At 38.1% G+C, this 13321-nt stretch carries 10 protein-coding genes; all 10 read right to left on the bottom strand.

Going from position 1 to position 13321, the window contains the following annotated elements; all coding sequences use genetic code 11:
* Nucleotides 1-145 precede the first annotated feature (145 nt).
* The 10 genes from ftsZ to CEY16_RS01900 all read right to left on the bottom strand — a co-directional run bounded on the left by ftsZ (nucleotide 146) and on the right by CEY16_RS01900 (nucleotide 13308).
* Nucleotides 146-1270, bottom strand: a complete 1125-nt coding sequence (gene ftsZ, locus CEY16_RS01945; RefSeq protein WP_101330286.1) for a cell division protein FtsZ — start codon at nucleotides 1268-1270, stop codon at nucleotides 146-148.
* Nucleotides 1271-1332: 62 nt separating this feature from the next.
* A complete protein-coding gene (gene ftsA, locus CEY16_RS01940) occupies nucleotides 1333-2634 on the bottom strand; it encodes a cell division protein FtsA (protein WP_101330285.1) in 1302 nt (433 codons plus the stop codon).
* A gap of 294 nt (nucleotides 2635-2928) precedes the next feature.
* Nucleotides 2929-3726 carry a cell division protein FtsQ/DivIB gene (locus CEY16_RS01935; RefSeq protein WP_101330284.1) on the bottom strand — a complete coding sequence of 266 codons (798 nt, stop codon included), beginning with the start codon at nucleotides 3724-3726 and terminating at the stop codon, nucleotides 2929-2931.
* A gap of 92 nt (nucleotides 3727-3818) precedes the next feature.
* Nucleotides 3819-4718 (bottom strand): UDP-N-acetylmuramate dehydrogenase, encoded by a 900-nt coding sequence (murB, locus tag CEY16_RS01930; protein WP_101330283.1) that lies wholly within the window; start codon nucleotides 4716-4718, stop codon nucleotides 3819-3821.
* Between the two features lie 45 nt (nucleotides 4719-4763).
* A complete protein-coding gene (spoVE, locus tag CEY16_RS01925; RefSeq protein ID WP_101331110.1) occupies nucleotides 4764-5852 on the bottom strand; it encodes a stage V sporulation protein E in 1089 nt (362 codons plus the stop codon).
* A 72-nt stretch (nucleotides 5853-5924) separates the two neighbouring features.
* Complete coding sequence (murD, locus tag CEY16_RS01920; RefSeq protein ID WP_101330282.1) at nucleotides 5925-7271, bottom strand: UDP-N-acetylmuramoyl-L-alanine--D-glutamate ligase; 1347 nt, start codon at nucleotides 7269-7271, stop codon at nucleotides 5925-5927.
* Nucleotides 7271-8254 carry a phospho-N-acetylmuramoyl-pentapeptide-transferase gene (gene mraY, locus CEY16_RS01915; RefSeq protein ID WP_101330281.1) on the bottom strand — a complete coding sequence of 328 codons (984 nt, stop codon included), beginning with the start codon at nucleotides 8252-8254 and terminating at the stop codon, nucleotides 7271-7273. Before mraY ends, murD begins: the two co-directional genes overlap by 1 nt.
* Before the next feature lie 22 nt (nucleotides 8255-8276).
* A complete protein-coding gene (locus CEY16_RS01910; protein ID WP_101330280.1) occupies nucleotides 8277-9632 on the bottom strand; it encodes a UDP-N-acetylmuramoyl-tripeptide--D-alanyl-D-alanine ligase in 1356 nt (451 codons plus the stop codon).
* Nucleotides 9633-11108, bottom strand: a complete 1476-nt coding sequence (locus tag CEY16_RS01905) for a UDP-N-acetylmuramoyl-L-alanyl-D-glutamate--2,6-diaminopimelate ligase (RefSeq protein WP_101330279.1) — start codon at nucleotides 11106-11108, stop codon at nucleotides 9633-9635. It lies immediately after the preceding gene.
* A gap of 271 nt (nucleotides 11109-11379) precedes the next feature.
* Complete coding sequence (locus CEY16_RS01900) at nucleotides 11380-13308, bottom strand: stage V sporulation protein D (RefSeq protein ID WP_101330278.1); 1929 nt, start codon at nucleotides 13306-13308, stop codon at nucleotides 11380-11382.
* Nucleotides 13309-13321 lie beyond the last annotated feature (13 nt).

Genomic DNA, 13321 nt, shown 5'->3' with positions numbered 1-13321 from the left:
AAAGAAAAGCGCAAGCGAGCTTAAGAAATATAATAAGGAGATTATATTAACTTAGAAAATCCTGTTTGCGAAACTGTTTTTTACGTACAAAGACATAAAAAAACCAGATATCCGAATGGATACCTGGTTCACTATTCAAAAATTCTTATCTATCGCGATTTCTATTGCGGAGGAATGTAGGAATATCTAATGTGTCTTCTTCAAACGACTGGCGACTTGTCGTCGGACGTTCGTTTTGTTGTGGTGCTTGTGAAGATTCATTAGGTTGTGAAGTCATTGGTCTACCTTGGTTTTGAACAGTTTGATTAGATTTGCTTACTTCATCAAAACCGGTAGCAATCACTGTTACAACAATTTCCTCTGTCAGGTTCTCATTGATGACAGAACCAAAGATCACGTTTACTTCTTGGTCAGCTGCCGAAGTAACAATTTCAGCTGCTTCCTGAACTTCGTAAAGGCTAAGGTTTGCTCCACCTGAAATATTCATTAGCACACCATGTGCGCCATCAATGGATGTTTCAAGCAGCGGCGAAGAGATAGCTTTCTTTGCAGCCTCTGTTGCACGACTCTCACCAGTTGCAACACCGATTCCCATTAATGCTGAACCTTTATCGGACATAATCGTTTTCACATCAGCAAAGTCTACGTTGATTAGACCTGGTACAGCAATCAAGTCTGAAATACCTTGGACACCTTGACGTAAAACATTATCCGCTTCACGGAACGCTTCGAGCATAGGAGTATTCTTATCCACAATTTCAAGTAATCGATCATTTGGAATGACGATTAACGTATCTACACTTTCTTTCAATGAATCTACACCACTAGTTGCTTGTGTAGATCTTTTTCTGCCTTCAAATAAGAATGGTCTAGTAACAACACCTACAGTTAGCGCTCCGATGTCTCTAGCTACTTGCGCAATCACTGGGGCAGCACCAGTTCCAGTTCCACCACCCATACCAGCGGTAACAAACACCATGTCTGCACCTTGTAAGGCTTCTTCGAGTACTTCTCTACTCTCTTCAGCTGCTTTTTTACCAACCTCAGGGTTTGCACCAGCACCTAAACCTCGTGTAAGCTTCTCTCCGATTTGTAATTTAGTTTCCGCTTTGGATAAATTCAATGCTTGGGCGTCTGTATTTACCGCGATAAATTCAACACCTTGGACTCCGTGTTCAATCATACGATTGACAGCATTGCTGCCGCCACCGCCACAGCCTATAACTTTAATTGTTGCTAGTTGATCCATATTCGCTTCAAAATCCAACATGTTTTCGTTCCTCCTAATGTTCGTTATTCCTCTATAGTTTCCTCAAGTGAAGGAATCGTATTTTAATCAAAAAAGTAGTTTTGTAGTTTCTTCATGAATGGCTCTTTTTCACTACTTTTAGACTGTTCCCTCTTTGGCTTTTCATTTCGCTCTTTTCGTTCTTTTCGATCTTTATTTTTCTGTTGTGTACCAACTTCTGTGGTTGAAATACCACTTCCGAAGTCTTTACCTTGTATTTTCGCATTACGATAGGCAAATTGCAAGGTTCCTAACCCTACTGTAAAGTGAGGTTCTCTTACACCGATATGGCTAGGAATGGATAGACGAATGTTCGACTGGAACACATCTCTTGCAAGTTCGACTGAACCAGGTAAACTCATTACTCCACCAGTCAAAACATATCCACTTGCTAAGTTTGGATATCCCATTCTTCTAAATTCTTGTAAAGCAAAATAGAATATTTCGCCTAGTCTAGCTTCAATGATTTCAGCTAATTGGACTTGGTTGAAAGTTTGTTCCTCGTCACTTCCAATAGTTTTGACTGTAAAAGTACTGTCCTCTAATGCTGTTTTCAAGAATGCATGACCGAAGTCCTTTTTAATTTGCTCAGCGTCCTCAGTTGTAGTGCGTAAACCAATCGATAAATCCTTCGTGATATTATCTCCGCCAACTGGAAGAACAGTTGTGTCCACTAAATGTCCTTCAGAAAAAACAGAAACAGTCGTACTTCCTGCACCTATGTTTATAAGACCGACACCTAAGCTTTTTTCATCTTTTGAAAGTGCAACTTCTCCAGCTGCTAATGGTTGAAGACAGATATCCTGTACTTCAATACCTGCTCTCTCTACACATTTCAATATGTTATGTAGATTCGTACGGCCACAAGTGATCATCGTACCTTGCATTTCTAACCGAACACCGATCATTCCACGTGGATCAGATATTTCATCTTGTCCATCGACGATAAACTGTTTTGGAAATACATCTACTATCTCTCGTTCAGGAGGAATAGACATTACCTGAGAAGCTTCAATCACTCTTGTGATATCTTCGTTGTCAATTTCACGGTTATCGCTTGATACAGCCACAACCCCATGACAGGATTGCAGTTGAATATGGCTCCCATTAATACTAACGATAGCTCTTTTGATTTCCATATCAACCATACGTTCCGCTTGGTCGACAGCATTTTGAATTGAGTGGACTGTTTGATCGATATCAACTATCGCACCTTTTTTCATACCTTTAGACTCAGCAGTGCCCACTCCAATTACATTAATTGTGTCATTAGAAACTTCACCTATAATCACTTTGACTTTCGAAGTTCCAATATCTAGACTTACTAAAATTTCACTACGATTCATTACCGCACCTCCGATAAAGGCTTATCAATTACTATGAGTTAATTTTATCACTATTTCTGCATAAGAATGAAGGCGAATTTTCCTTCTATCTAATCCATTACATACGTATGTTTGATAACCAAAGTTTTCTATACAATATTACTTTCAATTTCAACTTGACTAATCCCTGCAAAAAAACTACTAAATTTCAGATTCTCCAAGCTGTTTCAGGTTCAAACTTTAAATCAATTCAGGCTGTTCCATATAAAAGATTTAATATAAACAGCCTTATAAATATCTTTACGTAGAAAGAAGTTATTCTTCGTCCTCTTCTACTGATAAATCTACAGATTCCTCTTCACTTTCATCAGCATATGGCTGAAAGTAGGCACCTACATCAATATAAATAATCCCTTCACCTGTAGAATTCAATTGTGAAGAAATTGATGGATACAAAGGAACTTTCTCGGAAAAGTTCTTAATTGATGCGATTACTTCTTGTCCATCTGACATATACATTTTAATACGACTTGAATCAACATCGTCAGGGTACCAGTATATTTCTGATATTAGTTGCGTTACTGAATCACTTACCTGAGACAGTTGTTCTGTCAATTCAATCAGGTACTCTTCATCTTCAAAGTCTCTTAATAAAGGAGCATCACTTCTTGGATCCTTCAAAGTTACATCATTCAATCGTTCGCCGTTCTCTAAAACCGGAACATAAGAGTCATCGACTTTCACATATGCAACTCTGTTGAATTCCTGAACAGATAGGACGACCTCATTATACCAATTTTTATTCACTGATACTTGGCTGACTTCAGGATGTTGCTCGATATTCTTGATAATTTCTTCATCATTTATTTCCCAGAAATTTTTATCGGTTGATAACCCACTTAAATACTTGATTTCTTCTGAATCTACCACTTGATTATCCTCAACCTTGATTGATTTTACATGGCTCAGAGGAGATTGCAAATAAATAATTACTAGAACAAGCAGTAAAATCACAGTTAAATAGATGACAAATCTTCGGTTCGCTTTTCTTTTTCGAGCTTTCTTGAGCTGCGGGATGCGATCTTCAATCGATAAAACTTTTTTATCAGCCATTTGACATGTTTCTCCTTACAGCTATCTAAAGAATTACTATTTAAACATTATATCATAAATATTCTGGCAAATAATCAGTAATTCTACTTAAATTAAAGGATTTCGACCTCTGTCTCCATTTCAATATCATATTTCTCTTTAATCGTCTTTTGAATATATTTGATCAGATTCATGACATCCTCATAACTGCCTTCCCCTTCGTTGACAATAAAGTTACCATGAAGGTCGGAAATTTTAGCTCCACCGATCTGATAACCTTTTAACCCAAGTTCTTCTACCAGTTTACCTGCATGGTTTGGCAAAGGATTTCTGAAAATACTACCGGCACAAGGGTAATCCCAAGGTTGGGTCTCCCGACGGTAGTCTTTATGTTTCTTCATTTCCTCAATGATCGTATCTTTATCCCCTTCTTCCAACTGGAAGACTGCTTCGATACAATACCCTTTTTTATCCTCTTGAAGTACTGACGTGCGATAGCTGTACTGCATCTCTTCATTAGTAAGCCATTCACTTTCACCATTTTCATACAAGATATGTGCTTTGACTAATATCTTGGAAACGTCTGAACCGTGTGCGCCAGCATTCATATATACTGCACCACCGACACTACCCGGGATCCCTCCTGCAAATTCAAGTCCACGCAAACCTTTTCGACTAATGATAGTAGCTAGTTTCACCAGTGGATAACCACCACCAACAGTAATTTGAGTACCGTCAATTTCTAAGTGATCCAGACCTTTTGCGAATTGAATAACAGCACCACGAATACCGTCATCAGGAATCAATAGGTTTGAACCTCTTCCGATAACACGAACTGGAATATCACTTTCTTTAAGTATATTTAATGAATCTATTAGCCCATCTATCGAAGAGGGTTGTATGAATAAATCAGCTGGTCCACCGATTTTAATCGTTGTATGTTTACTTAATGGTTCATCAACTGCCACTTTTCCTACTTGTTTATCTTCTAATTTTTTGACTAATGATTGCACTTTTAACCATTCCTTTTAAATATTGTTTTGTTTTATTATCGCATATTATCTTAGGTGAGCATACCTACTTATGTTCAATAAAATGCCTAATGAAAATAATGTCAAGGTAAGTGAAGAACCACCATAACTTAATAGAGGTAATGTTATACCAGTAACTGGAATCAAACCAATGACCACACTAATGTTGATCATGACCTGGATCATAAATACAGATGTTATTCCAGTAGCCAATAAAGTTGCAGGTAATTCTTGTGCATGTATGGCTATAATAAATCCCCTCCAAATAATGATTAGAAATAGGGACAGTATAAAGGTTCCACCAATTAACCCTAACTCCTCGGCAATAATTGCATAAATGAAATCTGTTTGGGGCTCAGGTAAATAAAAATACTTCTGCATACTATTACCGAAACCAAGACCCATTAAACCTCCTGGGCCAATCGCATATAAAGATTGGATAATCTGAAACCCATCTCCAAGTGGATCTTCCCATGGATTTAAAAAGGCTGTGATTCTATTGATCCTGTATGGGGCTGAGATAATCAACCCAGCAAAACCTGCTAGCCCTAATATACCCAATCCTAAAAAGTGGTTAACCTTACCTCCTGCAACAAATAGCATGATTAACCCTGTTAAGACAAAGACTACTCCTGTGCCTAAGTCTGGCTGCAGCATCATAAGGCCGAAAGGGAAAAGGATTAAAAGTAAGAATGGCAAGAAACCGGTTAAGAAACTACCCAAAGTCTTTTGATTCTTCGGCAACAAGTAAGCTAATAAAAGAATCATTCCTAGTTTCATAAACTCACTAGGTTGTATGCTGAACGCTCCAACTCCAATCCAACTTTTAGCTCCTCCACGCACCATCCCTATTCCCGGGATAAACAATGCTATAAGAAGGACCACACAAAGGATGTAAATCCACCATGAACGCTCGATCATTCGATAATAAGGTACCTTAAGAACTCCCCAGATCAAAACAAGGCCTACAATCGCGAACAAAGCTTGTCTTTTTAAATAAAAAAAAGAATCACCGAGTTTGTAATCAGCCCAAATCGAAGAAGCACTATAAACCATCACAACTCCAATTACCAATAAAATTAAAATAGCCGTCAGCAAAATTACATCTATTGACATCTTATCATTTTTAGACAAAAAAACACCCCTAGCTTCAGATGAAGTTGGGGCTAATTTGAGTACGAGCCCCTATTAAAGCTTATGCACAGCATCAATAAACATGTCTCCACGTTCTTCGAATGAAGAAAATTGATCCCAACTAGCGCAAGCTGGTGAGAGTAAAATTACATCTCCCTCTTCGCTTCGCTTATAAGCTTCAATAGTTGCTTGTTCTAGGTCATTCACTTTTGTAATTGAATTAAAATTACTTTGTTGTGCTGCCTCTAACATTCTTGGAGCAGACTCTCCATAAACGATACAGTGTTTCACATTCCCGAATGAAGTGAACCACTCTTTGAAGTTTGTTCCGCGGTCCAAACCTCCCGCTATCACAACCAGAGGATTATTAAATGAATTGATAGCATTCATCGAGGCTAACACATTCGTCGCTTTTGAATCATTATAAAACAATCTTCCATTTTTAGTAGTAACGAACTGCAGGCGATGTTTCACTCCAGCAAATTTTTTTAATACTTCACGGATGATTTCAGCTGGAATATTGAACTGCTTAGCCACAGCAACTGCTGCCAAAATATTTTCTAGATTGTGTTTTCCTGGCAATGTAATCTCAGATCTTGTAGCAATTTTCTCTTCGTTGAAGTAAATATCTTCACCTTGGACAGATACCCCTACATCAAGAAAGTGATTTACACTAAATGGTAGTTTTCTCGAATCTTGATTTTTCAAGTGGTCAGTGAATAAAGGTTCTTCCTGGTTAAATATAATCAAATCATCTGACTGCATGTTCTTAACCAGCTTCAACTTTGAACTCACGTAATCTTCCATCGTGCGATGATAGTCCAAGTGAGCCTCAGTAATATTTAACAATACAGCAATCGAAGGTCTGAAATTCTCACTGGCTTTTAATTGAAATGAAGACAACTCCATAACGACTGGCTGATTCTCTTCCTGATGACGAGCCACCTGGGATGCAACTTCACCAATGTTTCCTGCAATTAACGGATTTAAACCACCAGCCTCCAAAAGCTCATAAATTAAAGTAGTTGTAGTTGTTTTACCGTTAGATCCGGTTATGCCAATAATCGGCCCATCAATCAAGTAAAATGACAGTTCCACCTCGGTAATTATAGGAAGATCTCTTTTAGTAGCTTCTTCAATAATCACGTTGTCGTAAGGAATACCTGGATTTTTCACTACCAAATCTATTTCATCCAAAATGGATAAGGGATGTTCACCTGTCACTACATTGATGCCCTTAGCACTTAATTGTTGAGCTACCGCATTTTCTTTCAATGGTAGTCTATCATTTACAACCAAGTCGACTCCGCTATCATATAATAATTCAGCAGCAGCTTGTCCACTTTTTGCAAGACCCAACACTAAGACACGTTTATATGGAAAATTCTTTAAATTCTTCACTACATCCACACCTCTAAATAAATACCGAATGCTGCACATAAAATCCCGACTAACCAGAAAGTGACTACGACTCTCCATTCTGACCAACCGACCAATTCATAATGGTGATGTAAAGGACTCATCTTGAAAATACGTTTTCCGCGTGTTTTAAAGGATATTACTTGAATAATGACAGAGAGAGTTTCAATTACGAAAACCCCTCCAATAATTACTAATAAAATTTCAACTTTCATCAGAATGGCAACCATGGCAATCGAAGCACCAATGGCTAACGAACCGGTATCGCCCATAAATACTTTTGCAGGATGACTGTTGAAGACTAAGAACCCTAACAATGCACCCACTACTGCTAATGTAAATATGGTCAGATTGTTTGGTGCTGACAATGAAATTCCGATAATTGCAAAGGCTCCGAACGCGATGGAGGCTGTACCTGCAACTAATCCATCGAGACCGTCCGTTAAGTTTACCGCGTTAGAGGCTCCGACAAGCATCAATAATAAAAAGATACTGTAGAACCAACCGAACTCAATAGACCAGTCAGTAGCAGGAATGTCTACAGCTGTATCAAAGCCCTGATTATATAAAATGATTGATACTACAATTGCAATGAACACTTGACATAACATTTTTTGCTTTGAAGTTAAACCAAGATTTCGTTTCTTATAAATTTTAATAAAATCATCTAAAAATCCAATAAGACCATAACCAACTAACACGAATAACAGGATGAAAGTTTCACTTGTGAAGTTTGCGAAACCATCTTTTCCAAGCATGATCAGTGTTCCAATCACGATGGAGAAAATAATAATCACCCCTCCCATGGTAGGGGTTCCTGATTTCGCTTGGTGTGACTCGGGTCCTTCTTCCCTAATACTCTGTCCGAATTTCAATCTTTTCAGGAAAGGAATTAAAACAGGAGCAAGTAAAACTGTTACTAAAAAAGAAATTCCTATAGTGAGTAAAATCGTTATCTGTGACAATGTTTCCCTTCCTTTCTATCTTCTACGTTTTTAATATTTCCTCAATTATTTCTTCAAAACGTAACCCTCTTGATGCCTTAAAAAGAATGATCGAATCTTCCGTCATATTTTCTTTAATCGCACCGATGAGTTCTTCTCTTGAAGTAAAATGTTCATTTAACCCTATGAAATTCTCTGACAAAGCATTCTGGATATGCTGGCTTTCATTACCAAATGTATACAATATGTCTACAGAATTATCTATGAATGCTCCGACTTTTTCATGTTCCTGTTGTGAAAAAGAACCTAATTCAAGCACATCCCCTAAAACAATGATCTTTTTCTTGAATGGCATTTCTTTCACTACATCAATAGAAGCGATCATGGATGTTGCTGAAGCGTTATATGCGTCATTAATGACTGTTGCTCCAGATGTTGTTTCAAGCTTTTCAAACCTCATTGAAGGTAAATTCAATTGTTTCATTGCAGATTGAACACTAGGTCCGCTGATTCCTAAATACTTACTTGTAGCAAAAGCGAAGGCAAAGTTTTTCGCTTGGTGCCTTCCCAGTAATGGGATACTGAATGATTCATCGTTTAAATGGAAGGAAGTATCAGCCACTCCTTGCTTGAAATTACTGATAACAAAATCATTATTTTCATCGAAACCACATGTTAATGTTCGGACATTTTCAGGGTGATTTTTTAACAAACTCTCATCACCATCGATAATGAAAATACCATCATCTTTCAATCCTGCAAGAATTTCAGATTTAGCTTTTGCGATTCCAGCGCGACTTCCTAAGTGTTCAATATGTGATTCACCAATATTAGTAATGATTGCTACATCTGGTTTTGAAATCTTTGATAAGGTTTCTATCTCTCCGAACTGGCTCATTCCCATTTCTAATACTAAAACTTCTGTGTCAGGTTCCATACTCAATATAGATCTCGGAAGACCAATGTGGTTATTTAAATTTCCACTTGTTTTTGTGACCTTATATTTTTCACTCATGCACGCTGCTACTAACTCTTTGGTCGTTGTTTTACCGTTAGATCCAGTTATCCCAATGACAATAGGATCCTTTTGTTCGCGGTAATAAGTTGCAACATCTTGAAGAGCTTCAATCGTATCTTCAACAAAAAAGATGGGAAAATCTGTAGGAATTCCGCGGTGAAGTTCATTCTTACTCCATAGAGCAGCTACCGCTCCATTGTCAATTGCCTCTAGAATATAATCATGTGCATCAAAATTCTCACCAATTATAGGTACAAATAAACCGTGTGAAGCCTCATGCCTACTATCGGTGAAAACTTCATAAATCGAAATGTCATCCTTCGCTTTTCCTTTATGTTCTGGAAAGAGATTTAGTAAGTCTAAAGTCGATAATTTCTTCATCTATGACTGCTCCTTCAAAAATCTTTCAATCGCTTCTTTAGCAACTTCTCGATCATCAAAATGTACTCGTTCACCCTTGACCTCTTGATAAGTCTCATGCCCCTTACCTGCAATCAAGACTATATCTCCTTCGGATGCTGTTTGGATCGCTTGCTGTATAGCTCTTTCTCGTTCAATGATTACGTGAAAATCATGACCTGTAATATGGCCAGTCATGTCTTTCAGGATTTGCTTAGGGTCTTCGTTTCTAGGATTATCTGATGTAAAATAAACGAAATTACTGTACTTCATTGCTACATCAGCCATCTTCGGACGCTTAGTACGATCGCGGTCTCCACCACAACCTACCACTGTGTATACCCTTTTCTTTTTCAACTCTACAATCGATTGAAGAACATTTTCCAATGAATCTGGAGTGTGAGCATAATCAACAATAACTGTGAAAGGTTGCCCAATATTCACAGCTTCAAATCTTCCTGGTACACCATTCGTTTCTTCTAAAGCCTTTTTTACCGTTTCAACCGGAATGTTGTATGAATAAGCTAGGGCTATTGCTCCCAACATGTTATACACATTGAACTTACCCGGTAACCTTGCCTCTATAGGGACAATTTCTTCCCCTAATATTAAATCGAATTTTGATTGGTTGGAATCCAGACGAATATTATCTGCTCGAATAAATGCTTCTTTACCTAAACCATAGGTAACAACTTCTTGAGATGTAGCCCTTGACATTACATCCGCGTAAGGATCGTCAACATTTATTACCGCTGTCTTTCTTTTAGGTTGAAACTCATTACCTAATTGAGAGAACAATAATGACTTGGCATACGCATAATCATTCATATTTAAGTGATAATCCAAATGATCTTGAGTTAAATTTGTGAATATAGCTGAATTGAAGTCAATCCCGTAAACGCGTCCCATACTCAACGCATGAGAGGATACTTCCATAATGACTGTATGTACTCCAGCTTCTAACATTTGGTGAAAATGTTTATGCAAGAACAATGAATCTGGAGTAGTATTTCTGACTGGGTATTGGTGATCTCCAATTTTCATATGAATTGTACCGACAATGGCTGTTTTATGACCATACTTACGAAAGATCTCATCGATTAAGTAAGTCATTGTAGTTTTACCGTTCGTACCAGTTATTCCAACCACATTCATATGTTGACTTGGCATTCCATAAAAATAATCGGCAAGAATAGCAAGAGATTTAATAGTACTAGGCACTACTATTACAGGCACACTACAGTCCAATGGCTTCTCAGACAAAATTGCTGCGGCACCATCTTCTATGGCATTGTCTACGAACTCATGGCCATCTACAGTCATCCCTTGTAAGCACACAAAAAGGGATCCCACAGAAACTTCTCTAGAATCCATTTCAATACTACTGATTTCAATCCCCTTCAGATCGGAATTGGTTTTATAAATTTTAAGTTGATCAATCAATTGATCTAATAACATTCAATCTCCTACCTTTAATCATCGATAAACGTTCATGCTTTATTATATCAGAAAACCTGTTGCATCACGAAAGGCTCTTTTAAATTATATTATGGCTTTTGAAAATTGAACACATTTAAATAAAGAGGTGCAAAAATGTCGTAATGACTTCGTTACTTAGATGTTCAGTAGCGGCATTCTTAACAGAAACAGCTACTGAACTTAAGAATACCCTGAATCATTGTTATGAAAACCGACATTATTCCTTTTTTGGAATTCAAACAGTAAACTCTTATTCTGTGTCGTCCAAATAAACCCTTATGGTCGAACCTGATTCTACTCTCTTACCACTAGCAGGAGATTGAGCGATTACTGTATCTCCTTCACCTTGAACATCAATAGATAAGTCCAGCAAGTATTGCTGTAGTTCATTAACTGACTCTCCAGTTAAGTCAGGTACAGTAACGAGTGGTTGATCAGGCCAAGTATATTCTTTTTCTAATCCACCTTCTCTCGGAGGAACGCCTTTCTTTCTTAAAATATCCCCAATTAATTGCCCACCTATAGGTGTAGCGACTACTCCACCAAACTGAATCGTATTTTTCGGATTATCGATAGCTATATAGACAAGTATTTCTGGGTCATCTGCAGGTGCGAAACCAATGAAGGAAACAATATGATTGTTTTCTAAGTAGCGTCCATTTGGACCGACCTTCTGAGCAGTACCTGTCTTCCCGCCTACACGGTAGCCATCAACGTAAGCTCCTCTACCCGTCCCCTTTGCTACGACATTTTCCAAAGCTCGGCGTACTTCAGCGGATGTCTCATTGGAAATGATTTGTTTTTTCAAATTTGAATCATTTTCTTTAATCGTTTCATCGGATACAGGGTCAATCAAGCGTTTTACTACATGAGGTTCATACAGATACCCACCGTTTATAGCTGCTGCGACTGCTGCCACTTGCTGAATGGGTGTTACTGATACCCCTTGACCAAAAGCGGTTGTTGCTAGCTCTACTGGTCCAATTTGTTCTTCGGAAAACAAAATACCTGAACTCTCACCTTGTAAGTCAATACCCGTTTTTTCACCAAATCCAAACTGCCTGATATAAGTAAATAATTTTTCTTCTCCCAGCTTCTGTCCCAAATTCACAAATCCCGGGTTGCACGAATGTTCGACTACTTCTAAATAAGTTTGGCTGCCATGTCCACCTTTATGCCAGCAACGAAGTCTTGCTCCACCTACACGAACGTACCCCTGGTCGTAATAAGTGTCCTTGTCTAAGTCCACAAGGTTTTCCTCTAATGCAGCTGCAAGAGTTATAATTTTGAATGTTGAACCAGGTTCATAGGTGCTGAATACTGGCAAATTTCTATTATAAACCTCTGGTTCTACTGATTGATAATCCGAGGGACTGAACGTCGGTCTGCTTGACATCGCGAGAATCTCCCCGTTATCTGGATCCATTACAATTGCTACTGCCCCATCTGGATCATATTTTGATTCTGCTATTTCTAGTTCCCTCTCAACCAGTGCTTGTATTTCTGCATCAATGGTTAGAGATACATGTTTCCCATCTTCAGGGGGTGAATATCGGTTAGATCGATCTTCTAATCTACGTCCTTTTGCATCAGAGAAAAAGGACAAGCTACCTCGGTCTCCACTTAACTCTTCATCATAACTAGCCTCAATACCCATCAAACCTTGGTTATCAATCCCTGTAAAACCAAGGACATGAGCTAAGTGTTCCTCATAAGGATAGAACCTCTCTGAATCCTCCGCTAAATATAGACCTGAAATATTCAATGCTCTTATTTCATCAGCCTGTTCTTTTGATAATTTACGACCTTCTGGGTGTACTCGTTCAACTGATACATTTTTTGTTAAATACTCTAAAGCCTTGTCCTTACTTATTGGTAGAATATCTTCCAATTGAGCAGCCACGTTCTCCGGATTCTCAATTTGTCTAGGCACCACAAATAGACTAGGTGTTACAACATTGTCCACCAAAACTTCACCGTTTCGATCTAGTATCTTTCCTCTTTCTGGTTCAAAAAATATGTCTCTACTCCATAAGTCTTCTGCTCGTTCCATAATGTCTTTTCCTTCGATCAGTTGGACATAGGCGAGTCTCCCACTCATAATCAAAAAATAAACCGTAATCAACAAAAAAACAGTGACTAATCTTCTTTTCACAGTTAGGTTAGATACACGTCTCAAAACAGATCTTCCT

The organism is Halalkalibacillus sediminis, from assembly GCF_002844535.1.
In the GTDB taxonomy this organism is placed as follows: Bacteria; Bacillota; Bacilli; order Bacillales; family Alkalibacillaceae; genus Halalkalibacillus_A; species Halalkalibacillus_A sediminis.
This window is presented reverse-complemented; position numbering and strand designations above follow the sequence as displayed.

Bases quoted from the DNA above. Each gene is read 5' to 3' on its own strand.
- ftsZ (WP_101330286.1), bottom strand. From the start codon at position 1,270: ATGTTGGATTTTGAAGCGAATATGGATCAACTAGCAACAATTAAAGTT.
- ftsA (WP_101330285.1), bottom strand. From the start codon at position 2,634: ATGAATCGTAGTGAAATTTTAGTAAGTCTAGATATTGGAACTTCGAAA.
- CEY16_RS01935 (WP_101330284.1), bottom strand. From the start codon at position 3,726: ATGGCTGATAAAAAAGTTTTATCGATTGAAGATCGCATCCCGCAGCTC.
- spoVE (WP_101331110.1), bottom strand. From the start codon at position 5,852: ATGTCAATAGATGTAATTTTGCTGACGGCTATTTTAATTTTATTGGTA.
- CEY16_RS01910 (WP_101330280.1), bottom strand. From the start codon at position 9,632: ATGAAGAAATTATCGACTTTAGACTTACTAAATCTCTTTCCAGAACAT.
- CEY16_RS01905 (WP_101330279.1), bottom strand. From the start codon at position 11,108: ATGTTATTAGATCAATTGATTGATCAACTTAAAATTTATAAAACCAAT.